The organism is Pseudomonas sp. MDV22-iso1 (genome assembly GCF_058145095.1).
The window spans coordinates 474,817-496,858 of record NZ_JBYVMF010000001.1; the positions used below are offsets into that span (position 1 = coordinate 474,817).

22 protein-coding genes are annotated in these 22,042 nt (G+C 59.3%); 17 read left to right on the plus strand and 5 right to left on the minus strand.

Translation table 11 applies throughout. The features are described from left to right. Positions 1–85 precede the first annotated feature (85 nt). From AC3ZVB_RS02160 to AC3ZVB_RS02190, 7 genes are all read left to right on the plus strand, one after another. A complete protein-coding gene (locus AC3ZVB_RS02160) occupies positions 86–1,075 on the plus strand; it encodes an alpha/beta fold hydrolase (RefSeq protein WP_162438317.1) in 990 nt (329 codons plus the stop codon). Positions 1,076–1,196: 121 nt separating this feature from the next. Beyond that, positions 1,197–1,688: a ribonuclease E activity regulator RraA gene (gene rraA, locus AC3ZVB_RS02165; protein ID WP_194690527.1), complete on the plus strand. Its 492-nt coding sequence runs from the start codon at positions 1,197–1,199 to the stop codon at positions 1,686–1,688. A gap of 35 nt (positions 1,689–1,723) precedes the next feature. Beyond that, positions 1,724–2,719: a zinc transporter ZntB gene (locus AC3ZVB_RS02170; protein ID WP_162438319.1), complete on the plus strand. Its 996-nt coding sequence runs from the start codon at positions 1,724–1,726 to the stop codon at positions 2,717–2,719. A 63-nt stretch (positions 2,720–2,782) separates the two neighbouring features. After that, positions 2,783–3,031: a CrfX protein gene (locus tag AC3ZVB_RS02175; RefSeq protein ID WP_162438320.1), complete on the plus strand. Its 249-nt coding sequence runs from the start codon at positions 2,783–2,785 to the stop codon at positions 3,029–3,031. Between the two features lie 2 nt (positions 3,032–3,033). Then, complete coding sequence (locus tag AC3ZVB_RS02180) at positions 3,034–3,858, plus strand: mechanosensitive ion channel family protein (protein WP_162438321.1); 825 nt, start codon at positions 3,034–3,036, stop codon at positions 3,856–3,858. An 87-nt stretch (positions 3,859–3,945) separates the two neighbouring features. Next, the gene (gene sigX, locus AC3ZVB_RS02185; RefSeq protein ID WP_028621383.1) at positions 3,946–4,536 is read left to right on the plus strand and encodes an RNA polymerase sigma factor SigX; all 591 of its coding nucleotides are present in this window, start codon (positions 3,946–3,948) and stop codon (positions 4,534–4,536) included. A gap of 107 nt (positions 4,537–4,643) precedes the next feature. After that, complete coding sequence (locus AC3ZVB_RS02190; RefSeq protein ID WP_162438322.1) at positions 4,644–5,678, plus strand: OmpA family protein; 1,035 nt, start codon at positions 4,644–4,646, stop codon at positions 5,676–5,678. Positions 5,679–5,790: 112 nt separating this feature from the next. Here the strand turns inward: AC3ZVB_RS02190 and cobA are convergent, their stop codons facing one another. The 5 genes from cobA to AC3ZVB_RS02215 form a co-directional block, all read right to left on the minus strand. Continuing rightward, positions 5,791–6,564 (minus strand): uroporphyrinogen-III C-methyltransferase, encoded by a 774-nt coding sequence (gene cobA, locus AC3ZVB_RS02195; RefSeq protein ID WP_490145651.1) that lies wholly within the window; start codon positions 6,562–6,564, stop codon positions 5,791–5,793. 51 nt (positions 6,565–6,615) lie between these two features. Continuing rightward, positions 6,616–8,286: a bifunctional protein-serine/threonine kinase/phosphatase gene (locus AC3ZVB_RS02200; RefSeq protein ID WP_490145652.1), complete on the minus strand. Its 1,671-nt coding sequence runs from the start codon at positions 8,284–8,286 to the stop codon at positions 6,616–6,618. 7 nt (positions 8,287–8,293) lie between these two features. Beyond that, the gene (locus AC3ZVB_RS02205) at positions 8,294–9,505 is read right to left on the minus strand and encodes a nitrate/nitrite transporter (RefSeq protein WP_490145653.1); all 1,212 of its coding nucleotides are present in this window, start codon (positions 9,503–9,505) and stop codon (positions 8,294–8,296) included. 331 nt (positions 9,506–9,836) lie between these two features. Continuing rightward, on the minus strand, positions 9,837–10,412 hold the full coding sequence (locus tag AC3ZVB_RS02210; protein WP_162438326.1) for an ANTAR domain-containing response regulator: 576 nt from the start codon (positions 10,410–10,412) through the stop codon (positions 9,837–9,839). 15 nt (positions 10,413–10,427) lie between these two features. Beyond that, complete coding sequence (locus AC3ZVB_RS02215) at positions 10,428–11,639, minus strand: CmpA/NrtA family ABC transporter substrate-binding protein (protein ID WP_490145654.1); 1,212 nt, start codon at positions 11,637–11,639, stop codon at positions 10,428–10,430. Between the two features lie 254 nt (positions 11,640–11,893). Between AC3ZVB_RS02215 and AC3ZVB_RS02220 the strand changes: the two genes are divergently transcribed. Genes AC3ZVB_RS02220 through AC3ZVB_RS02265 form a run of 10 tightly spaced genes read left to right on the plus strand, consistent with a single transcriptional unit; the run spans position 11,894 to position 22,039 of the window. Continuing rightward, on the plus strand, positions 11,894–12,607 hold the full coding sequence (locus AC3ZVB_RS02220) for a helix-turn-helix domain-containing protein (RefSeq protein ID WP_162438328.1): 714 nt from the start codon (positions 11,894–11,896) through the stop codon (positions 12,605–12,607). Positions 12,608–12,611: 4 nt separating this feature from the next. Next, positions 12,612–14,267, plus strand: a complete 1,656-nt coding sequence (gene sctC / locus AC3ZVB_RS02225) for a type III secretion system outer membrane ring subunit SctC (RefSeq protein ID WP_194690520.1) — start codon at positions 12,612–12,614, stop codon at positions 14,265–14,267. Then, positions 14,264–15,379, plus strand: coding sequence for a type III secretion system gatekeeper subunit SctW (sctW, locus tag AC3ZVB_RS02230; protein WP_490145684.1), 1,116 nt, complete (start codon positions 14,264–14,266; stop codon positions 15,377–15,379). The genes sctC and sctW overlap by 4 nt, the downstream gene beginning before the upstream one ends. A gap of 6 nt (positions 15,380–15,385) precedes the next feature. Then, on the plus strand, positions 15,386–17,440 hold the full coding sequence (locus AC3ZVB_RS02235) for an EscV/YscV/HrcV family type III secretion system export apparatus protein (RefSeq protein ID WP_490145655.1): 2,055 nt from the start codon (positions 15,386–15,388) through the stop codon (positions 17,438–17,440). A gap of 13 nt (positions 17,441–17,453) precedes the next feature. After that, on the plus strand, positions 17,454–17,861 hold the full coding sequence (locus tag AC3ZVB_RS02240) for an InvB/SpaK family type III secretion system chaperone (protein ID WP_490145656.1): 408 nt from the start codon (positions 17,454–17,456) through the stop codon (positions 17,859–17,861). After that, positions 17,858–19,144 (plus strand): type III secretion system ATPase SctN, encoded by a 1,287-nt coding sequence (gene sctN / locus AC3ZVB_RS02245; protein ID WP_490145657.1) that lies wholly within the window; start codon positions 17,858–17,860, stop codon positions 19,142–19,144. The genes AC3ZVB_RS02240 and sctN overlap by 4 nt, the downstream gene beginning before the upstream one ends. After that, positions 19,128–19,583, plus strand: a complete 456-nt coding sequence (locus AC3ZVB_RS02250) for a type III secretion protein (RefSeq protein WP_490145658.1) — start codon at positions 19,128–19,130, stop codon at positions 19,581–19,583. The genes sctN and AC3ZVB_RS02250 overlap by 17 nt, the downstream gene beginning before the upstream one ends. After that, positions 19,580–20,479 carry a SpaN/EivJ family type III secretion system needle length determinant gene (locus tag AC3ZVB_RS02255; protein ID WP_194690516.1) on the plus strand — a complete coding sequence of 300 codons (900 nt, stop codon included), beginning with the start codon at positions 19,580–19,582 and terminating at the stop codon, positions 20,477–20,479. Before AC3ZVB_RS02250 ends, AC3ZVB_RS02255 begins: the two co-directional genes overlap by 4 nt. After that, positions 20,476–21,387 carry a FliM/FliN family flagellar motor switch protein gene (locus AC3ZVB_RS02260; protein ID WP_490145659.1) on the plus strand — a complete coding sequence of 304 codons (912 nt, stop codon included), beginning with the start codon at positions 20,476–20,478 and terminating at the stop codon, positions 21,385–21,387. The genes AC3ZVB_RS02255 and AC3ZVB_RS02260 overlap by 4 nt, the downstream gene beginning before the upstream one ends. Continuing rightward, the gene (locus tag AC3ZVB_RS02265) at positions 21,380–22,039 is read left to right on the plus strand and encodes an EscR/YscR/HrcR family type III secretion system export apparatus protein (RefSeq protein ID WP_490145660.1); all 660 of its coding nucleotides are present in this window, start codon (positions 21,380–21,382) and stop codon (positions 22,037–22,039) included. Before AC3ZVB_RS02260 ends, AC3ZVB_RS02265 begins: the two co-directional genes overlap by 8 nt. Positions 22,040–22,042 lie beyond the last annotated feature (3 nt).

A 22,042-nucleotide genomic window follows, 5' to 3' on the forward strand; every position in this document is an offset into this window, starting at 1 on the left:
GCTCGCTCCTACAGAGGGCGGGCTGTTCTGAGATTCAAGTAGGGCGGGCTCCTCTGGATGCCGCCCTTTTTTGTGCAAGAGCATTATGCAAAGCAGCAGCAACCTATTTCCTGTCGCCCTGATCAGCGCCGAGCGGCGCGGTGATCTGAGCGAAGACGTCTATCGTTTGAAACCCGCCAACAGCCCTGACGGCACCGTCGAGCTGGCGGTGACGCGACTCGGCATGGCGGACGAGTCGTCCGTGCGCGGCGTGCCGGTCATTTTGCTCCATGGCAGCTTTTCCAATCGTCGGTTCTGGTTTTCCCCGAAAGGGCTGGGTCTGGGTGCGTATCTGACACGCCTCGGTTTCGACGTATGGATTCCGGAGATGCGCGGTCACGGCCTGTCTCAGCGCAACCAGAACTATCGCAAGAACCGTGTTGCCGACTACGCCCGTTACGATCTGCCTGCCATCGGCGCGTTCGTGCACGAGCAGAGTGGTCAGGCGCCGCACTGGATCGGCCATTCGCTGGGCGGCATCACCCTCGCGGCGGCGCTGGGTGGGCAGTACATTGACGAGTCTGTCGTGGCTTCTGCAGCGTTTTTTGGTACTCAGGTCAGCCGCACCTACTGGCCGCTGAAAATTCCGCCAGTGGAGTGGAGCGGACGCTTCATTCTCAAGCGTTTTGCCCAACTGTCCGGTTCTCGCCTCAAGCGCGGTCCGGAAGACGAGCCCATCGGTCTGGCCCTGGAAAGCATGCGCTGGTACGGCTTGTTCGGGCGTTTTGGCGACGCGGACAAGGACTGGTGGGCAGGGCTGGCCGACGTTCACGTGCCGGTGCTGACCGTCAGTGCCGCGGGCGATCATCAGGACCCGACGTGGGCTTGCCGCAAGCTGTTCGATCAGATCGGCTCCGAGAACAAGCAATTTATCAACCTGGGCCGTGAACAAGGCTTCGGCGACAATTTCGGTCATGTCGAGATGCTGGTCAGCAAAGCGGCCCAGGCCGAGGTCTGGCCGCTGGTGGCGCGATGGCTGGCGGATCAGCAGGCACCTTTAACGGGTCAGAACCCGGATCTGGCCACGGCAAGCTGACGCCAATGCTCTAACAAGGGCATTTCGCTCTGATCGGCTTGCGGCTAAGATATGACGCATCAAGCTGTTCCGGTCACTTTGCGACATCCTCGATTGTCTTCCTCTTTACAGGAGTTTCTCGATGAACCATTACATCACGCCTGACTTGTGCGACGCCTATCCAGAGCTGGTACAGGTGCTGGAACCGATGTTCAGCAATTTCGGAGGTCGTGATTCCTTCGGCGGCGAGATCGTTACCGTCAAGTGCTTCGAAGACAACTCGCGGGTGAAGGAACAGGTCGAACTCAAAGGCGATGGCAAGGTATTGGTTGTCGACGGTGGCGGTTCACTGCGTCATGCGCTGCTGGGCGACATGCTGGCTGAAAAAGCCGCCAAGAACGGTTGGGAAGGGCTGGTGATCTACGGCTGCATCCGCGACGTCGACATCATCGCGCAGACCGATCTGGGCGTGCAGGCGCTCGCCAGCCACCCGAGAAAGTCCGACCGACGCGGCCTCGGCGACCTGAACGTTGCGGTGACGTTCGCTGGCGTCACCTTCCATCCGGGCCACTACATCTATGCGGACAACAACGGCGTGATTATCTCGCCGAGCCCGCTGAAAATGCCTGAATAGGCACCGTTGGTTCTGGTTTCGAGAATGGGGTGAGGATGTTCGAGGAAGAAAACGCGCAATGGGGGCTGGTGCATGCTCTGGTGCTGGATGGAAAAGGCGGTGCGCGTTCGATAGCCCGGACTGAACTCGACGAGTTGCAGCTGCAGGCCCATGAAAGCCTGTGGTTGCACTGGGATCGCAGTCACCCGCAAACCCAGACCTGGCTGCGTAAAGACAGTGGTCTGAGTGAATTCAGCTGTGACCTGCTGCTTGAAGAAAACACCCGGCCGCGGCTGTTGCCGTTGCCGGATTTCGAGTTGCTGCTGTTTTTGCGCGGGGTCAACCTCAATCCCGGAGCCGAGCCGGAAGACATGGTCTCGGTACGGATTTTTGGATCGGCGCAACGGGTCATTTCCCTGCGTCTGCGTCCTTTGCGAGCCACGGACGAGTTGCTGGTACAGCTTACGGAAGGCAAAGGCCCGAAAACCGCCTCCGAACTCATCCTTTATATGGCGCAGTACCTCACCAACAAGGTGCAGGATCTGGTCAGTTGCCTCTCGGAAGTGGTCGATGAGGAAGAAGAAAAACTGGATGCCGACGAACGGTACACTCCCGAACACGGCGCCATTTTGCAGATCCGTCGCAGGGCTGCAGCGTTGAAGCGATTCCTTGCTCCGCAGCGCGATATTTTCGGTCAGTTGACGCGTATGAAACTGCCCTGGTTTGTCGACGACGACGGTGATTACTGGAACGAGCTGAACAACAGCCTGACCCGTTATCTGGAAGAGCTGGAATTGACGCGGGAGCGGGTGGGGCTGGTCCTGGAGGCTGAAGACCGGCGTTTGAGCGTGCGCATGAACCGCACGATGTATCGCTTCGGGATCATTACCGGGATCTTTTTGCCGATGAGTTTTCTGGCCGGTCTGTTGGGCATCAACGTTGGCGGAATTCCATTCTCCGCGAGCCCTTATGGCTTCCTGATTGCGTGCCTGATGATGGTCTTGGTGGCGCTCGGGCAATGGTGGTTATTCCGACGTTTGCGTTGGGTCTGACTATGCGCCATGTGACCCGGCCAAATTTGATCGCGTCTTTCACAGACATCACGAGAGGTGCGTATGCACGATCCGTTTGAACAGTCTTTGCGCGACATGCTCAAGGCATCACCGTCCACCCGGGACGACGATGCGTGCCTTGGCCGTGTACTGAAAACCGCCAACCGCCAGGTCGGTGCCGGTGATCTGTTCAGCCTGCTGGGCCGCTGGTTGCCCGCGCTGATGATCGCCCTGAATAACGGATCGGCCCACATTTCGCCGGTTTCCCGTCACCGCAAACCTACTGTTCGCACTGCTGATAAGGCTGATTGAATATGGAACTTGATCTCTGGACTCAGAGCCTCGTCACTGCAATGACTGCGTTGTGGACCAAGATTGCGAACTTCATCCCGAACCTGTTCGGCGCACTGGTTGTGCTGCTGTTGGGCTTCGTGGTGGCCAAGTTGCTGGACACTTTGCTCTCCAAATTGTTGGCCAAACTGGGCCTTGATCGCCTGATGGGAGGCACCGGGCTGACCAAGCTGCTCTCCCGCGCCGGCCTGCAGGTACCGATCTCCACGTTGATCGGCAAGATCGTCTATTGGTTCGTTCTGCTGATTTTTCTTGTTTCTGCTGCGGAATCTCTTGGACTTGAGCGAGTCTCAGCTACGCTAGATATGCTTGCGCTGTATTTGCCGAAAGTATTCGGCGCCGCGCTGGTGTTGCTGGTAGGGGTTTTGCTGGCGCAACTGGCCAATGGCCTGGTGCGTGGCGCGGCTGAAGGTGTAGGGCTGGATTATGCGTCGGGCCTGGGGCGAATCGCTCAGGGCCTGGTCATCATCATCAGTATTTCGGTCGCGATCAGCCAGTTGGAGGTCAAGACTGACCTGCTCAACCATGTGATTGTGATTGTATTGATTACCGTTGGTCTGGCTGTAGCGCTGGCCATGGGATTGGGAAGCCGGGAAATTGCCGGTCAGATTCTTGCGGGAATCTATGTGCGTGAGTTGTATCAGGTTGGGCAAGAAGTGCGTGTTGGCGAGGTCGAAGGTCAGATCGAAGAGATCGGCACGGTTAAAACCACATTGCTGACCGACGAGGGTGAGCTAGTCTCTCTCTCCAATCGGATTCTCCTGGAGCAGCATGTGAGTAGCCGCTAATCCGGCAAACCCTGCTAATGTATGCCGCCGCGAAATGTCCTGAAAAGGCTGCGGCGGACATTGACCTGACTGTCGGCCCGACTTGTTTTGAATAAAGCTCAATCGCTCTCCACGCGCTACGACCCCCGCGAGCTCTCTGATGAGGAGTTGGTCGCGCGCTCGCATACCGAGCTGTTTCACGTAACGCGCGCCTATGAAGAATTGATGCGGCGTTACCAACGAACATTATTTAACGTCTGTGCACGATATCTTGGGAACGATCGCGACGCGGACGATGTCTGTCAGGAAGTGATGTTGAAGGTGTTGTATGGACTGAAGAACTTCGAGGGGAAATCGAAGTTCAAGACATGGCTATATAGCATCACGTACAACGAATGCATCACACAGTATCGGAAGGAACGGCGAAAGCGTCGCTTGATGGACGCTTTGAGTCTGGACCCCCTCGAGGAGGCGTCTGAAGAAAAGGCGCCGAACCCGGAGGAAAAGGGCGGACTTGATCGCTGGCTGGTGTATGTGAACCCGATCGACCGCGAAATTCTGGTGCTACGATTTGTCGCAGAGCTGGAATTTCAGGAGATCGCAGACATCATGCACATGGGTTTGAGTGCGACAAAAATGCGTTACAAACGTGCTCTAGACAAATTGCGTGAGAAATTTGCAGGCGTTGCTGAAACTTAGTTCAGCGCAAATATCTCTTACGTGTAGGCAAGTTCTGATAGACTTGCCGCCGAGTTGTCCCCCGGTTTGCGGGACTGCTTCACAATCACCAGATGGGGATTTAACGGATGAAACTGAAAAACACCTTGGGCTTGGCCATTGGTTCTCTTATTGCTGCCACTTCGTTCGGCGCTCTGGCACAAGGCCAAGGCGCAGTTGAAATCGAAGGCTTCGCTAAGAAAGAACAATTCGACAGCGCTCGTAACTTCAAGAACAACGGCAACCTCTTCGGCGGTTCCGTAGGTTACTTCCTGACCGACGACGTTGAACTGCGTCTGGGCTACGACGAAGTGCACAACGTTCGTTCCGATAGCGGCCAGAACATCAAGGGCGCCAACACCGCTCTGGACGCTCTGTACCACTTCAACAACCCAGGCGACATGGTCCGTCCATACGTCTCGGCTGGTTTCTCCGATCAGAGCATCGATCAGAACGGCTCGAACGGTCGTAACCGTTCCACTTTCGCCAACGTTGGCGGCGGTGCCAAGCTGTACTTCACCGAGAACTTCTACGCCCGTGCTGGCGTTGAAGCTCAATACAACATCGACCAGGGCGACACCGAGTGGGCTCCTAGCGTCGGTATCGGTGTGAACTTCGGTGGCGGCTCCAAGCCTGCTGCTGCTCCAGTTCCAGCGCCAGCTGAAGTCTGCTCCGACAGCGACAACGACGGCGTTTGCGACAACGTTGACAAGTGCCCGGACACCCCAGCCAACGTAACTGTTGACGCTGATGGCTGCCCTGCAGTTGCTGAAGTTGTTCGTGTAGAGCTGGACGTTAAGTTCGATTTCGACAAATCTGTTGTTAAAACCAACAGCTACGGCGACATCAAGAACCTGGCTGACTTCATGAAGCAGTACCCATCCACCACCACTACTGTTGAAGGTCACACTGACTCCGTCGGTCCTGACGCTTACAACCAGAAGCTGTCTGAGCGTCGTGCAAACGCCGTTAAGCAAGTTCTGACCAACCAGTACGGTGTTGAATCGTCCCGCGTTCAGTCTGTTGGCTACGGCGAATCCCGCCCAGTTGCTGACAACAAAACTGAAGCTGGTCGCGCTGTAAACCGTCGCGTAGAAGCGCAGGTTGAAGCTCAAGCTAAGTAATTAGCTCGCAGCTCTGAGAAAAGCCCGGCTTAGGCCGGGCTTTTCTTTGCCTGCGATTTGGGTATTTGGCGGTGCATGGACGGCGGGCGCGGGGCGACAAGATCGCAAACGCCTACAACACCATTGAGCTCGCCTGTAGGTGCTGTCGAGGGTACCGAGGCTGCGATCTCTTGATCTGATCACCACCCGCCACAGCACCGATGACCAGGATAGCCGGGCTCCTGAGCTCGAACGCCAGGGCGTCGCCCTCCATTGCTGTCAGATCGCTGCGACATTCCCGCTGCTCTGGCAGTGACGCATTTTCAATCATCGCCACCGGCGTATCCGCCGCCATTCCCCCCGCGAGCAATTGCTCCCGAATCTCGCTCAGCTTCGCCACCCCCATGTAAATCACCAGCGTTGTGCCCCCTTGTGCCAGTGCCTGCCAGTTCAACCGGCTGCCGTCCTGGGTATGGGCAGTCACCAGTGTCACGCCTCGAGCCACTCCGCGCAGGGTCAACGGAATGTCGCATTGCGTCGCGCCGGCGAGACCGGCAGTGATGCCATTGACCAACTCGACCTCTAGACCGCGTTCACGTAGCCACTGGGCTTCCTCGCCCCCTCGACCAAAAATGCACGGATCACCGCCCTTCAGCCGCACCACGCATTTGCCTTGGCGCGCATAACGCAGCATCAAACGATGAATAAAGGCCTGAGGCGTGGAGCGACAGCCACCGCGCTTGCCCACGGGGATGATCCGCGCGCCTGCGCAATGCTCCAGCACAGCGACATTGACCAGGTCATCGATCAGCACCACATCCGCTTCCCTCAATGCCCTTACGGCCTTGAGCGTCAGCAATTCCGGATCGCCCGGGCCCGCACCCACCAGCCAGACTTTTGCGTTCATAGGGTTATCCTCAAGAAAATGAAAGTGATCGGCTGCGACAAAGCATCGGCGTTAGCCATGCAGCGTCCACAAAAAGATCGCCAGATTCACAGCCAACGAGACCAGTGCCAACGTGCGCCAGACCTTCAACGGCTCGCGCTCCAGCAATGGCCTGGGCCGCACGCTCAAGCTGTGCCGTTCTCCCTGTTCCAGCAGCAACAACCATTCTTCTGCCGTTTCAAACCGATGTTCCGGGGCCTTCGCGACGGCGCGTTCAAGACTTTGCGCAATCCACTCGGGCAGATCGGGCCGATAGCGGCTGGCGCTGACCGGCGCGCCAAAACGCGGGCGCTGAAACGCTTCGATTTCACCGTAGGGGTAGTGTCCGGTAAGCAGGAAGTACAACGTTACGCCCACTGAATAGAGGTCCTGTTGCGGCGTCGGGGGTGTTCCACCAAAGGCTTCAGGCGCGATGTAGCTTGGCGTTCCTGGCAGCGCTGAAGGCAGGTCTTCGGACAAGCCCGAACAGTAGGCGAGGCCGAAATCCAGCAGGCGCAATTCTCCGTCGTCCCCCAGCAACAGGTTCTCGGGCTTGATGTCGCGGTGCAGGATCTGCCGTCTATGCAGCATGCCGACCGCTCGCAGCAGCCGTTCAGCCAGTTCCAGCCATTGAGCGAGCGGAACGGGGCCGACGTCAGCGTGCAGTTTTGCCAGGGTCGAACCGGAATATTCACGCATCACGTAGTACAAATGCTGACGCTGGCTGACCCCATGGACTTCAGGAAAATGCCGTCCGGCGACGCGCTTCAGAAACCATTCTTCCGAGAGCAACGCCTGACCGGCCTGGTGATCATCATGCAGTCGCCCCGGCAAGGTTTTCAGCAGCCAGGGCTGGTGTTGCCCATCACGTACCCGATAGAGCAACGACTGCTGGCTCTGGCCAATGACCCCGTCGACTTGCCAGCCTTCAAACGTCTGCCCCGGCTTGAGTGCCGGCGGCAGGGGCCATTGCTGCAAATGAATCAGCGCATCGCCAATGCTGGTTTCACCCAGGGCATCGACCCGCACCACCAGGGCGCTGGCATTGTCCTGGCTGCCGGCCAGGTGCGCAGCGTTAACCAGGGTTTGCGCAGCGCTGTGCAAATCCGGTTGATCACGCAGAACCGCAGCGATCACGGTGTCACCGAGTACGGCCCAGACACCATCGCTGAGCAACACGAAGCACTCATCAAGGCGCAGTTCACCGTCAAGAAAATCAACTACCAGGTGCCGATCAAGCCCCATGGCGCGCTTGAGCACATGCTGCATGCCCGGTTGATCCCAGACATGATCCTCGCTGATCCGCTGGAGCTGCCCGGCGTGCCAGCGATAGACTCTGCAGTCGCCGACGTGCGCCAAGGTAAACCGCCTGCCGCGCAGCACCAGCGCACTGACAGTGGTCAGAAGCGGTTGGCCCCCACCATTTGCCTGTAGCCACCGGTTCTGCGCCTGCAACAGGCGATCCAGGGACTCGGCGACGCCCCAGGTTTCGGGGGTGGCGTAGTAATCCAGCGCCAGAGCCTGCAAGGTAGAACGCGCCGCGAGACCGCCATCGAGGCACTGGCTGACCCCGTCAGCAATCGCGAACAGAAACCCCTTGCTCGCCGCCAGCGTCGGGTCCGGCGTGACCAGGCGCACGGCGTCCTGATTTTCCTCGCGAGGGCCGATGGCGCTGGCTTCGGCGAAACTCAATTGCAGGCTCATGAAAACGTCAGACCCGCGCCGCCGTCACTGCGGCCGAACCCCAGGTCGTTCTCCAGCGACGTTTCACCCCGTGCAGACCAAACCAGGCCAGCACGCCCAGGCTGGCGAACAACCACAACGCCAGCTGATAGCTACCGGTGCTTTGCTTTATCGCGCCCATGCCGGCTGCCAGTGCAAAGCCGCCAATGCCGCCGGCCATGCCGATCAAACCGGTCATCACGCCGATTTCCCGGCGAAAACGCTGTGGCACCAATTGGAATACCGCGCCGTTGCCCGCACCCAAACCGAGCATGGTGCAGACGAACAGGGCCAGGGCCGCATAGGAGCTCGGCAAGTTGAAACCCACTGCTGCAATGCAAATTGCGGACACCGTGTACATCCCCAGCAGGGTACGAATACCGCCGAAACGATCCGCCAGAGCCCCGCCCAACGGACGCATCAAACTGCCGCCGAATACGCAGGCGGCGGTGTAGTATCCGGCAGTGACCGGGCTGAGGCCGTATTGATCGTTGAAGTAGCCGGGCAGGGCGCTGGCCAGGCCGATGAAGCCGCCGAACGTCACGCTGTAGAAAAACATGAACCACCAGCTGTCCCGGTCACCCAGCGCTTTGAAATAGTCCGACACCGACTTGGCTTTCGGTCGCTCTGGCGCGTTCTTCGCCAGCCACGCGAAGACGATGAGCGTCAGGATCAGCGGGATCAGTGCGAAGCCGAATACGTTGCTCCAGCCAAACGCCGCTGCCAGCACCGGAGCGATCAGTGCCGCGAGCACCGTGCCGGAGTTGCCCGCACCGGCAATGCCCATGGCCTTGCCTTGATGTTGTGGTGGATACCACTGCGAGGCCAACGGCAGGGCCACGGCGAAAGACGCGCCGGCCATGCCGAGAAACAGGCCCAGGATCAGCGCTTGCTCGTAGCTGTGAATGCCGAGTTTCCAGGCGCCGAATAAGGCGCAAATGACGATCACCTGACCGATCAGCCCTGCGGTTTTGGGTGACAGTCGATCAGCCAGCAGCCCCATCACAAAGCGTAAAACCGCCCCGGCCAGAATCGGTGTTGCAACCACCAGCCCGCGCTGTTGAGTGGTCAGGTGCAGGTCTGCGGCGATCTGCACGGCCAACGGCCCGAGCAAGTACCAGACCATGAAGCTCAGATCGAAATAGAGGAAGGCCGCGAACAGTGTCGGGGTATGGCCAGATTTCCAGAAGCTTGAATTCATCGCGCACCTCAGCTGTTAAAAGGAGTCATGAGCTAACAGATGGCACGCCGCAAAACGGCCGCACCACCGGCCCCTTTTTCAAGGGGCCAAAACAAAAAAACGCCGCTACCGGATTTGCCATGGGCAAACAGGGTGAGCGACGTCTTTGTCGTAGGTGGGGCAACCGCCGTTGGTTACCTGTGAGAATTACTTAGCGAGATTTGTGCCAATAGGCGCAGACCGTGTGGTTTCCATCGCGAGCAAGCTTTGCTCCCACACATTTTGTGATCACACCAATCCCTGTGGGAGCAAGGCTTGCCCGCGATGAGGCCCTCACAGTCACCACAACACCTCAACCCAACAACTCACTCATCGCAATAATCTGCTCCGCCACCTGAATCAGCTTCTGCTGCCGGCTCATGGCCTGGCGGCGCATCAGGGTGTAGGCGTCCTCCTCGTTACAGTCCTTCATCTTCATCAACAGCCCTTTGGCCAGCTCTATACGCTTGCGCTCGGCCAGTTGCTGGTCTCGGGCATGCAGTTGAGCGCGCAGCGCCTGATCGCTCTCAAAACGCGCCATGGCCACGTCCAGGATGGGTTGCAGGCGTTGTGCGTGAATGCCCTCGACAATGTAGGCGCTCACGCCGGACTTGATCGCCTGACGCATCACGCCGGGATCGTGCTCGTCGGTAAACATCACGATCGGCCGCGGCTGGTCACGACTCACCAGCACCACTTGCTCCATGACATCGCGGCTCGGTGACTCGGTATCGATCAGAATCACATCCGGGCGCACCGTTTCGACGCGTGAAGGCAGGTCAATGGTCAGCCCCGACTCGTCGATCACCTCGAACCCGGCTTCAGTCAGGGCCGCTTTCAGGCGGCCGACTTTTTTCGCGGTGTCATTGATCAGCAGGATACGCAACATGTTCGCAATCTCCTGTCAGCGGCTGGCGAATCGGTGCGAGCTATTGCTCATGGCGTGCAGTTTGAAGCTGCGGGCATAACCCGCCGGGTCAGAGCCGTCCCAGTGCTTGCCGTCGATCAACTGGCTGCTGCGCATGTCGTTGTCCCCGACCGCGACACCTATACCAAGGGCTGCCTCGCGATACACGTCCAATTGCTGTACCTGACGCGCCACCGCCAGGTAGTCCGGATCGTCATGCAATAAGCCCCAGCGACGGAACTGGGTCATGAACCACATGCCATCGGACAGATACGGCAGGTTCACCTCACCCCCGGCATGGAAACGCAAGGCATGCGGGTCTTGCCAGCGATGACCGAGCCCGTCGTCATAGTCGCCAAGCAAACGCGGCTCGATGCAGTCCAGCGGTGCATCCAGATACTGCGGGGCACTGAGCAATTGCGCGGTACTGCGGCGGTTGTCGGTGCTGGCCTCAATGAAACGGCTGGCCGCCAGAATCGCCTTTACCAAAGCCCGGGCCGTATTGGGATATTGCTCAACGAATGAGCGGGTGCAGCCGAGCACTTTCTCCGGGTGATCGGGCCAGATGGTCTGGGTCGTCGCCAGAGTGAACCCCAGGTTCTGTTTGACCGCACTGGCGGACCACGGCTCGCCCACGCAGAATCCGTCGATGCGTCCCGCTTGCAGATGCGCAACCATTTGCGGTGGCGGCACCACCACACTGTCGACGTCCTGCAAGGGATGAATGCCCTGACTCGCCAGCCAGTAATACAGCCACATCGCGTGGGTGCCGGTTGGAAATGTCTGGGCAAACGTGAGTTTTGGGCGACTTTGGTGCACGTGGCGATCCAGTGCTTCAGGACTGGTCACGCCCAAGGCCTGCAAGCCATGGGAAAGATTGATGCTCTGACCATTCTGATTCAGGCCCATCAGCACGGCCATGTCGGTCGACGCCACGCCACCAATTCCCAGGTGAACCGCATAAATCAAACCGTACAGGCTGTGCGCGGCATCCAGTTCACCACTGACCAGTTTGTCCCGAAGGTTGGCCCAGGACGCCTGGCGCTTGAGGTTCAGGGTGAGCCCGTACGGCTGGGCGAAGCCCTGCGTCGCGGCGACCACCACTGAAGCGCAGTCGCTCAGCGCCATGAAACCGAGGTTGATGTCGGTCTTTTCCGGGGCGTCGCTACCGTTGACCCAGGCCAGCGGGCCAGCTGATGGTTCATTCATCGAGTGTGCACCTTCCAAAAAAATGGCGTCGTCCAGGCGTCCTGCGCGAGCAAGGCCGGGTGACGACGCCATTGTCCTTCCACTCATTCCGACGTTGGCATGAGCGCTGATCAACGTGATGGTGCAAGGCATATGCCAGCGAGCGGTCCATCAGCATTCCATCAGGATTTAACGCGCTGCGTCTCGCATCCTGCCGCCCATTCCAACGCTGCGTTGCAAAGGAGGCCGGTGTGCAGATCCAGTGCGATTGCCCCATGACATTGCCCGATGTTCGCCTCAATGATCGGGTGCTGCACCTGCGTGTCGCCGATGAACCTGTGCGCCTGACATCACACAACAGCCCATTGTCCTGTTCGCTGCCCGCGGGTTGGCAGGGATTGATCGTGATGGACGGCGCGGCAGAGTTGAGCGGCGGCGATGTACAGGTGCGCGCGATGGCAGAGGCCACCCTGGTGAAGCTGCAGGTCTTTATCGACTTGGGAGATACGCTGATCGCCAAGGTCTCGCGCCCGTTTCCCTGGGCTGTGCTGGCGGTGGCCGATGAAACCGCCCGATGCGACAAGGCGCTTGAGCGCTGGTACATCGAACAGGCGCTGGCCGGGAGTTCCGCATACCAGGCTTTTGCCCGCCAGCTACGAAACAACGAGAGCTACGGCCTGGTTCGATTCCTGGTCGAGCAGGGCACCCACAGCGAAAAACTGTCTGCACTGGCGCAGCGTTATGGCGTCTCGGTATCGCACTTTCGCCGGTTGTGCCAACACGCGCTGGGGAGTGCGGCGAAGCCTGCATTACGCGGCTGGCGAGCGGCCCAGGCGCTATTGAACATGAGTCTTGAAGACGGTTCGCTGACGGATGTGGCGCTGGAATTCGGCTACGCCTCGTCTTCACATTTCTCCAAGGAAATCCGCGAGCTGGTGGGTTTCTCACCCAGCAGTCTGGCGGACATCACCGACCTCTCAAGCAAGTGAACCGATGATTTCTCGCTTTTTCCCCGTGTTTTTTTTACCGGCGCTACTAAGCGCTGCGCTGACTCTCGCGCCAATGCATGCGGGAGCTCGGGACAATGCCTACGTGGCTCGCGAGCAAAGCGTTCGGACCTTCTTTACAGAGTTGTCCGGCCCTCTGGGCAAAACGGTTGTGGTGAGCAAGGCCGCCGCCGCGAAGCGGATTTCCGGTGAATTCGAACTGGGCTCGGCGCAGAAGACCTTCGAAAGAATCGCCGCTCAAATGGGCCTGATCTGGTACAGCGATGGCCAATCGATTTACGTGTATGACGGCTCGGAAGTCAAAAGCTCGATGGCGTCTTTGCAAACCCTTACCGTCAACCGACTCCAGGGCTTCCTGAAACAGTCCGGGCTGCACGATGCCCGCTACCCGATGCGTCATGACGGCCTGCGCACGTTCCACATTTCCGGGCCTCCCATCTACGTTGACCTGGTGATGCAGGCCGCGCAGCTGATGGATAACCAGCGTTCGGATTTGCTGCTGGGCAAACAGCAGATCGGCGTCATTCAGGTGCAAAACACCTTTGTCGGCGACCGTAAATACGAATTGCGCGATGACCAGGTCACGATTCCTGGCCTCGCGACCGTGATTGAGCAACTGCTGCGGGGCGAGAAGAGTGAGGTCGAACCCCAGTTGGCGCAAAACACTGCACAGACGTCACAGGGCCTGATGCCCGCGTTTCCCCTGGAAGGCCTCGCCACTGCGTCTTCATCGGATGACCCTGCAGCACCGCGCATTCTTGCGCGGGAGATGGCGGCGGGGAATATCCGGGTGGTGGCCTATCCCGACACCAACAGCCTGCTGGTCAAGGGCCTGCCGGAACAGGTGCGTTTTATCGAAAACCTGGTGACTGCGCTGGACACGCCGAAACGGCATGTGGAGTTGTCACTGTGGATCATCGATCTGCACAAGGACGAACTCAATCAGCTGGGCATCGAATGGCAAGGCGCGGTGAAAGTCGGTAGCCAGTTTTCCGCGTCCCTCAATGCCGGCTCGGCGACCACGCTCGACGGCGTGTCGTTCGTCGCTCAAATCATGGCGCTGGAGCGTACCAGTCGCGCCAACGTCGTTGCGCGTCCCGTGATCCTCACCCAGGAAAACGTCCCGGCGATCTTTGACAACAACCGCACCTTCTATGCGCCCTTGGTTGGCGAACGCACGGTCGAGTTGCAGCACGTGACTTACGGCACATTGATCAACGTATTACCGCGTTTCGCCAAGGTCGACGAGATCGAGATGTCGCTCAATATCGAAGACGGCAACGAAGTCGAAAGCGCCGGTGATGGCGAGCGCCCGAATGCCTTGCCGACGGTTGGCCGCACGCGCATCAGTACGGTGGCGCGAGTCCCTCATGGCAAGAGTCTGCTGGTTGGCGGGTTTACCCGCGACGACCACAGCGAGCAGATCGGACGCATCCCGGTATTGGGCTCGATCCCGTGGATCGGAAGGCTGTTCAGTTACCGCCAGAACCGCTCGGCGAATACCGTGCGGGTGTTCCTGATTCAGCCCAAGGAAATCACCAGCGAACTGCAACCGGACAGCCTCGACCCAGCCACACGCTTGATGACTCCAGAGCAGCATGAGCGCCTTCGGCGTTCCTATTTGCGCGCAGGACAGAACTGATGCTGCCGATTGGATCAGCCGGCGGACGGGCCGCGCAAGCCCGACTGAACAGCGAAAAAGCCGCTGAGCACCCTCAGCCGCAACCCAATGCCGACTTGGAAACAGACGAGACCGGCACGGCCGCTGCTACCCAGCGCTTTGTGCAGATGAGCGATGAAATGTCGGCAGCATTGGCGCAATTTCGAGGCCGGCGACATTTTGAGCTCAAGTCCGAGTCGATGACCGAAAGCTTTGAACGGGTGCTGGATGACGACACTGTCAGCAAGGCTCGGCAGTTGTTCAGTCTGGCGCGGCTGGGGGACAAACCCGTCGCGTGGTTGCTGCAAATGGCACGCAGCCTGTTCCCTGATGACAGTGACCTGGCCCTGGTGCTGCGTGAGCTGCTACGTCGTAAAAAACTCGACGCGGGCACGCGTCAACGGCTCGAAACCCTGTTGCAAACGGTGCTCGAACAGGGCTCGCCAAAGCGCATGAAGGCCGGCATCAACGCGGCCTTGAAGGCGCGAATGTTCGGCAAGGCGATTGCCGTGCGGGCGGGGTTCCTGCGTGAAACCTACCGGGATTTTCTGGAGTCCGACGACGGTCCGGTCAGTTGCTATCAGGACTGGATCGCGACGTATGGCGAGGCCCGGCGCATGACCGTCCTGGCATTTATCGAGGCAGCCTTGCTGACCGACATCAGTGCTCAGGACCCCAGTTGCTCGCGCAGGGAATTCGGCGAGTTGCTGACCCGGCTGACGGCTCTCAAGCGCCTGCGCTCAGCGGAAACCGGGTTTATCACAAGCGTGCTGGGTGACCGGCTGATCTGCCAGCACAACGCTGAGGCGCGTGACTGGCTGGTGTTCCTTCTCGGCCTGCTGACGTATCCCGATGAGCTCGACGAACTGTTACTCGGTGCTTTGGGCGAAAGCGTTGTTCTGAGCCAGCACCGTGAGCGCTCGGCGCTGCTGCAAGTGATACGCCGGCTCAGCCTGCGGCTGCCACTCGAATTGTTTTGCGATGAAGAAGCACTGCAGCGTCTGGCGCAGTTGTTCAGTCAATTGGCGGACATCGCCTTCGCCCACGAATGCATCGAACGACGTCGCCTCGCCGCTGGTTTTCAAGGACTCTGACTCTCCATGTTCAATCAATTTCTACGCAACGTCAGCGCGCGCCCGGAACTGCTGATCCTGACGTTGATGGTGATGATCATCGCCATGCTGATCATCCCGCTGCCGACCGCGCTGGTGGATTTCCTGATCGGCCTCAACATCGTCATTTCGCTGCTGGTGTTCATGGGTTCGTTCTACATCGAACGCATCCTCAGCTTCTCCACATTCCCGGCCTTGCTGCTGCTGACCACGCTGTTTCGCCTGGCACTGTCGATCAGCACCAGCCGTTTGATCCTGAGCCAGGCCGACGCCGGGGACATCATTGCCTCGTTCGGTGAGTTCGTGATCGGCGAAAGCCTGGTGGTGGGCTTCGTCATCTTCTCAATCGTCACCATCGTCCAGTTCATCGTCATCACCAAGGGCTCGGAACGGGTCGCCGAAGTCGCTGCTCGCTTTTCTCTGGACGGCATGCCCGGCAAGCAGATGAGCATCGACGGTGACCTCAAGGCCGGTGCCCTGACCGCTGAAGAAGCCAAGGAAAAACGTAGCGTACTGGAGCGCGAAAGCCAGCTGTACGGCTCTTTCGACGGCGCAATGAAGTTCATCAAGGGTGACGCGATCGCCGGCATCATCATCATTTTCGTCAACTTCATCGGCGGCATGGCCATTGGTGTCGGGCAGATGGGCATGGACATGTCCACGGCCCTGTCGACCTACACCTTGCTGACCATTGGCGATGGTCTGGTGGCGCAGATTCCTGCATTGCTGATCGCCATCGGCGCCGGTTTCATCGTCACCCGGGTCAATGGTGATGACAGCAATCTTGGGCGCAACATGCTCGCACAGATGCTCGGTAACCCCTTTGTACTGGGGGTGACGGCGGTGCTGGCGGTGGGTGTGGGGTTGTTGCCGGGCTTTCCGTTGATCACTTTTTTACCGATTGCGGTGGTGTTGGGGCTGGTGGTGTTTTTCCGGCACCGCAAGTCTTCAAGACTTACCGGGCCACCGGTTGAATCCAGCGCCTCTGTCGCCACACCAGGGGAGGCGTCAACCGAACTGGGCCTGTTGGAAGACATCGACAGCATTGCCACCGAAACCGTCCCGCTGATGTTGTTGGTGCCCACTTCACGCCTGCACGAGCTCGACACCGCTCGCTTGGCGGTGCGCTTTCGCAGCCAGTTTTTCGTCGACTACGGACTGCGGATTCCCGAGCCCCAGATACGCGGCAGTGACGCTTTATCCGCGCATCAGGTGGCTGTGCTGATCAATGAAGTGCGCGCCGACCAATTCGATATTCATTTCGATCATTGGCGGTTACTCGACTATTCGCCAGAACTGGAGCCGTTAGGTTTTTCACTGATACGAGGCGCCGACGGTCATCAGCGAGGGGGGACCTGGGTTACCGCCGATGACAGGGAGCGGGTGCAGCAGCTGGGCTATCAACTGCGACCGGCCTACGACGAATGCTACCGCTGCCTGGTGACGTTGCTGGCGCGCAACATCCAGGAGTTTTTCGGTGTGCAGGAAACCAAGCAGCTGCTCGACGAGATGGAAAACCGTTACCCAGACCTGCTCAAGGAAGTTTACCGCCACGTCACCGTGCAGAAGATCGCCGAGGTCCTGCAACGGCTGATCGGCGAGCGTATTTCCGTGCGCAACATGAAGCTGATTCTCGAGTCACTGGCCCATTGGGCCTCGCGAGAAAAGGACGTGTTGGCCCTGGTCGAGCACGTCCGTGGCGCGCTGGCACGCTACATCAGTAACAAATTCGCCCACGGCAATGACCTGCGCGTGCTGTTGCTGTCGCCGGAGTTTGAGGACGTGGTGCGCAAGGGCATTCGGCAAACCTCGGGCGGCAGCTTCATCAATCTCGAACCCGCCGAAGCGGAAGAGTCGATGGACCGCCTGAGCGTCGGTCTGGACAGCCTGCACATTGCACAAAAGGACATGGTGGTGCTGTGTTCGATCGATGTGCGGCGCTACATCAAAAAGCTGATCGAAGGAAAGTTTCGCGAACTGGACGTGATGTCGTTCGGCGAAATTTCCGAAACGATCTCGGTCAACGTTATCAAGACGCTGTAAGGAAACGATCTTTATGAAACACCTGGATATTGCCGAACTGTTGCGCGAAGCACTGCGGCACAGTGGCTGCACCGATAAGCAGTTGGGGCACTTCGACAGTCACAGCACTATCGAAATGCACATGAAGGATTTGCCCGCTATCAACGTCGGTTACGTGGATGAAGAGGTGTGGGTATGGGCCAGTGTGACGGAGATAGGGCCTCAGCTTCTGAGGCATGCAGCTGCCGATTTGCTGCAGATTTTACTTCAGGGCTGCCCCTGGTCCCGCAGTGGGCAATTGCACCTGTGCGATGTGGAAGGACAGCTTGAACTGCGACTTCTGAGCAATGAAAAGGCCCTGAGCGACGGCGAGCATTTCGCCCAGGCCCTGGACCACTTCGTTGCGGTGCTGGAAGAACTGTGCGGCATCTTGCGCCTATGAATGCCTGGCTGGAGCGCCGCGCCGCGCACCCGTTGCGCCTGAGCGGCCCCTTGATCGAGGCGGCATTGGTCGACGTGGTCATCGGCGAAGTGTGCGAGGTGCGTCAACACTGGCGATCACCGCAACTCGCGGCACGAGCCCAAGTCATTGGCTTCAAGCCAGGCGTGGTAGTGCTCAGTCTGCTGGGGGATGCCCGAGGGCTTTCCCGGGAATCGATGATTGTGCCGACAGGCTCGGTGCTGCGCCTTGCCTGCGGTGATGCGTTGCTCGGCAGCGTGGTGGACCCTCACGGCAACATCGTTGAACGCCTGGCGCCGACTTCGGCTGTTCACGAACAGGACTACCCGGTGGACGCCGAGCCGCCTGCGTACCACCAGCGTCGGCCAGTCGCCGTGCCACTGACCACCGGCATCCGCGTCATCGATGGTTTGCTGACCTGCGGCGTCGGTCAGCGCATCGGTATTTTTGCGGCCGCTGGATCGGGCAAGACATCGTTGATCAACATGCTGATCAGCCACACCGAAGCAGACGTCTTCGTCATTGGCCTGATCGGCGAGCGGGGACGCGAGGTGACCGAGTTTGTCGAGCATCTGCGCCAGTCCGACAAGCGAGCACGCTGCGTGGTGGTGTTCGCGACCTCGGATTTTTCCTCGGTGGATCGTTGCAACGCAGCGCTGCAGGCGACGACCATCGCCGAGTATTTTCGTGACCAGGGACAACGCGTCGTCCTGCTGCTGGACTCGTTGACCCGCTACGCCCGGGCTCGCCGTGATCTGGCGTTGGCCGCTGGCGAAGCGCCGGCTCGACGCGGCTATCCCGCGTCGGTGTTCGATGCCTTGCCGCGCTTGCTGGAACGGCCCGGTGTGACCGCCAAAGGCAGCATCACGGCCTTCTACACGGTACTGCTGGAAAGTGACGATGAACCGGATCCGATGGCCGAAGAAATTCGCTCGATCCTCGATGGGCACGTCTACCTCAGCCGTGATCTGGCCGCCAAAGGGCATTTTCCAGCCATCGATGTGCTGCGCAGCGTCAGCCGTGTCGCGACGCAAGTGACCAATACGCAGGTCCGGCAACTGGCGTCTTCAACGCGAGACGTTCTGGCGCGCCTTGAGCAGTTGCAGATCTTTCTCGACCTCGGGGAATACACCCCGGGCGCCAATGCAGCTAATGACCACGCCATGCAGCGCCGCGAGGCCTTGGACCGGTGGCTGCGTCAGCCGACGGACGAATGCAGCGAACCGGAAGTGACCCTGCGGAGCCTCAATGAACTCATTGCCTGACACACGCCGATTGTTGAGTTTCAGCGAGAGGCGCCAGCGACGTTTCGAGCAGGGGTTGATGCGCACGCAGCAGCAGTTGCAACCGCTGCGTCAGGAGCTGGCGGATTTCGCCGAGCAGGCCGCCGCGCTGCACAACCTTCTGGCCAGCCATCGCGCTGAAGATTGCACGCTGGATCACGGGCAACTGCTGGCGCTGTTGCGACGTCAGGCCATCATCCGCCGGCAGATTCATGTGCTGCAGCTGGAGCGCGACCGCGTGGAGCAGCAGTGCAGACAGGTCGATGAAACGTTGCAAACGCAACGCGAACAACTGCGTTGCGCTCGGCAAAAACACGACAAATATGAACGGGTTGTTCAGCAAATGACGCGTGCGCAGAAGCTTGAACGTGTGCGCCGGGAAGATCGGGAAGTGGAAGACATGGCCGGAGTGCAGCGATGAGTGAAGTGTCCGTGGTGCCGCAGTTATCGGTCCTACCCATTGAGTCAGGTGCTGAGGGGGACGTTGAAACGCTCGAAGAAAAGCTCGTTCCGGTTGAGGAGGAGCAATTGCCACAAGGCGTGGCGGACCTGGTCGCAGCAATGCTCTGGCGTCAACGACCGTTGACCGCAATGTTGCGCGGGGAAACACTCCAGGGCCGTGCGCCAGATCAGGGCGCGGGTGAGCGTCTGTTGCAAGAGCCGCGCACACAGCCGGTGGCCCTCGAACAACTGCTGACACTGCAACGTCTGCACCTGGCGGTCTCGCAGGTCGACAGGCGCGTGATGCCCGCCCCAAAACCTGAGGTGGCGATGCCTGCACCGCCACCGATCGAAGTCAGGGTAACGCTCAATGAGCCCGTGACGGCTGATCTACCCTTGCCGCCAAGCGAGCCGGCAATCCCCGATCGCCCCATTGAATCCCCTTCGAAAACACAGCCTTTCGCTCATGGCCTGAGCAACACCCCGACAGTGGTTTTGCCCGCCACAGCGCCGGTCCCGGTCCCGGTCCATAGCGCGGCGCCAGTCCCAGGCCCTGCATCGCTGCCGTTGCCACTGCCATTGCCCAACATTGCCCAGGAAAAAGCCCCGCCGCCGAACCGTGATTTTCTCCAGGTTCCGTTCCACAAAGGCGCTACCAACGGTCAAGTCACGATCACCCGGCTGCCGGGTGAGTCAGTACAAAACCTGGTGCTCAGCCCCAGCAGTGCTCAAGTCTTTGAACACCTGCGCGAGCCATTTGAACAGGTCCGCAATGCCCATTGGCAGCTGAACGACAACCCGAATCAACAACAGCATCAAGGGTCACACCCATCGCCTGATGACGACCAGGAAGAACCATCGGAAACCCTTCCGTGAGAGCGCTCGCATTACGCCGCGTCGATGAACTGATGCATGCCCGAACCCAGGCTGTGCAGCGCTGGCTGAGCGCGGGCCACCGCGTCGGATTGGACGTGCCTCAGGCGCTGTCCGGTTATCTACGGTTTAGCGTCAAAGGCGAGCGGGGCGGCTGGCAGGGCCTGATTCTGGCACGTGACTGGCTGCATCATTCGCTGCCGCAATTGGCGTCACTGCTGATGGTCGAGTCCTCGCTGACGAGCATCGCCTCTTTGTTTCGAGCGGTCCCTCGACCGCTGCCCCAGATGCTTGACGAACTGCACTGCGCCAGTCTTTTGGACATTGAATTGATCGAACCACAGGTGTTGCCCGTGCAGGCGTTGCCCTGGATCGAAACCGTTGCGGGTCGGCTGTGGGTGGCGGTTCTGCCACCTGAGCCGTTGCGACAAAAATCACCGCAATCACGTACATGGCTGAGGGATTTGCCGCTGCGCCTGCAACTGATTCTGGGGGGCAGTGACATCAGCCGCGCAAGCCATGCACGCCTTGCGCAGGGTGACGTGCTGCGGATCACTCAACTCACTCACCAGTGTCGGCTGGCGAACCACAGCATCGGCGTTTTCTCGTTCACGAAAGAGGGGTTACACATGGAGTTCACGGTTGACGATCCAAGCCGACTAGCTGGCAGCGAGGGCCAGCTGGAGCAGTTACCGGTACGTCTGGAGTTCGTTCTGGCCACCCACGACATCGAACTGGGCACCCTGAAAAACATTATCGCCGGCCAACTTATCCCGCTGGCCGCCGGCACCGAAATGCACATCGAAGTGCGCTGCCATGGCAAGCGGGTCGCGCGAGGTGAACTGGTCCAGCTGGACGGTCAACTGGGTGTCGAATTGCTCGAGGTTTATCGGACTGTCACCGATGAATGACGTCTCACTGATTGCGTTGCTGGCCTTTGCTTCGCTGCTGCCATTCCTGGTGGCAGCGGGCACCTGTTACATCAAGTTTTCCATCGTGTTTGTCATCGTGCGCAACGCGTTGGGCTTGCAGCAGGTGCCGTCGAACATGGCCCTCAATGCGATCGCACTGATGCTCGCGATTTTCGTGATGACGCCGGTCATGAAGCAGGGTTACGGCTATTACAAGGACGAGCAGGTGGCTTTCACCGACATTGAGTCCGTGGTGAGTTTTGCCGAGAACGGCCTGGGTGGCTACAAGGACTATCTGCGCAAATACACCGATCCGGAACTGGCGCTGTTTTTCGAGCGGGCGCAAATGGCGCAGGATGAAACCGAAGCAGGCCTGCCTGACGATGAGGCGCTTGAGCCGTCGCTGTTCGCCTTGTTGCCGGCCTATGCGCTGAGTGAAATCAAAAGCGCATTCAAGATCGGTTTCTATCTGTACCTGCCCTTCGTCATCGTCGATCTGGTGATCTCCAGCATCCTGCTGGCACTGGGCATGATGATGATGAGTCCGGTGATCATCTCGGTACCGATCAAACTGGTGTTGTTTGTGGCGCTGGATGGCTGGGCGCTGCTGTCTACCGGGCTGGTCAAGCAATACCTGACCCTGCTGACATAGGCG

What these genes read in the sequence shown, in the direction of transcription:
- cobA (WP_490145651.1), bottom strand. Translation starts at nt 6,564, where the DNA reads ATGAACGCAAAAGTCTGGCTGGTGGGTGCGGGCCCGGGCGATCCGGAA.
- AC3ZVB_RS02240 (WP_490145656.1), top strand. Translation starts at nt 17,454, where the DNA reads ATGAAACACCTGGATATTGCCGAACTGTTGCGCGAAGCACTGCGGCAC.
- AC3ZVB_RS02220 (WP_162438328.1), top strand. Translation starts at nt 11,894, where the DNA reads ATGACATTGCCCGATGTTCGCCTCAATGATCGGGTGCTGCACCTGCGT.
- AC3ZVB_RS02175 (WP_162438320.1), top strand. Translation starts at nt 2,783, where the DNA reads ATGCACGATCCGTTTGAACAGTCTTTGCGCGACATGCTCAAGGCATCA.
- AC3ZVB_RS02265 (WP_490145660.1), top strand. Translation starts at nt 21,380, where the DNA reads ATGAATGACGTCTCACTGATTGCGTTGCTGGCCTTTGCTTCGCTGCTG.
- AC3ZVB_RS02215 (WP_490145654.1), bottom strand. Translation starts at nt 11,639, where the DNA reads ATGAATGAACCATCAGCTGGCCCGCTGGCCTGGGTCAACGGTAGCGAC.
- AC3ZVB_RS02250 (WP_490145658.1), top strand. Translation starts at nt 19,128, where the DNA reads ATGAACTCATTGCCTGACACACGCCGATTGTTGAGTTTCAGCGAGAGG.
- AC3ZVB_RS02200 (WP_490145652.1), bottom strand. Translation starts at nt 8,286, where the DNA reads ATGAGCCTGCAATTGAGTTTCGCCGAAGCCAGCGCCATCGGCCCTCGC.
- AC3ZVB_RS02160 (WP_162438317.1), top strand. Translation starts at nt 86, where the DNA reads ATGCAAAGCAGCAGCAACCTATTTCCTGTCGCCCTGATCAGCGCCGAG.
- AC3ZVB_RS02255 (WP_194690516.1), top strand. Translation starts at nt 19,580, where the DNA reads ATGAGTGAAGTGTCCGTGGTGCCGCAGTTATCGGTCCTACCCATTGAG.
- rraA (WP_194690527.1), top strand. Translation starts at nt 1,197, where the DNA reads ATGAACCATTACATCACGCCTGACTTGTGCGACGCCTATCCAGAGCTG.
- AC3ZVB_RS02170 (WP_162438319.1), top strand. Translation starts at nt 1,724, where the DNA reads ATGTTCGAGGAAGAAAACGCGCAATGGGGGCTGGTGCATGCTCTGGTG.
- sctN (WP_490145657.1), top strand. Translation starts at nt 17,858, where the DNA reads ATGAATGCCTGGCTGGAGCGCCGCGCCGCGCACCCGTTGCGCCTGAGC.
- AC3ZVB_RS02205 (WP_490145653.1), bottom strand. Translation starts at nt 9,505, where the DNA reads ATGAATTCAAGCTTCTGGAAATCTGGCCATACCCCGACACTGTTCGCG.
- AC3ZVB_RS02190 (WP_162438322.1), top strand. Translation starts at nt 4,644, where the DNA reads ATGAAACTGAAAAACACCTTGGGCTTGGCCATTGGTTCTCTTATTGCT.
- AC3ZVB_RS02210 (WP_162438326.1), bottom strand. Translation starts at nt 10,412, where the DNA reads ATGTTGCGTATCCTGCTGATCAATGACACCGCGAAAAAAGTCGGCCGC.
- AC3ZVB_RS02180 (WP_162438321.1), top strand. Translation starts at nt 3,034, where the DNA reads ATGGAACTTGATCTCTGGACTCAGAGCCTCGTCACTGCAATGACTGCG.
- AC3ZVB_RS02235 (WP_490145655.1), top strand. Translation starts at nt 15,386, where the DNA reads ATGTTCAATCAATTTCTACGCAACGTCAGCGCGCGCCCGGAACTGCTG.
- sctC (WP_194690520.1), top strand. Translation starts at nt 12,612, where the DNA reads ATGATTTCTCGCTTTTTCCCCGTGTTTTTTTTACCGGCGCTACTAAGC.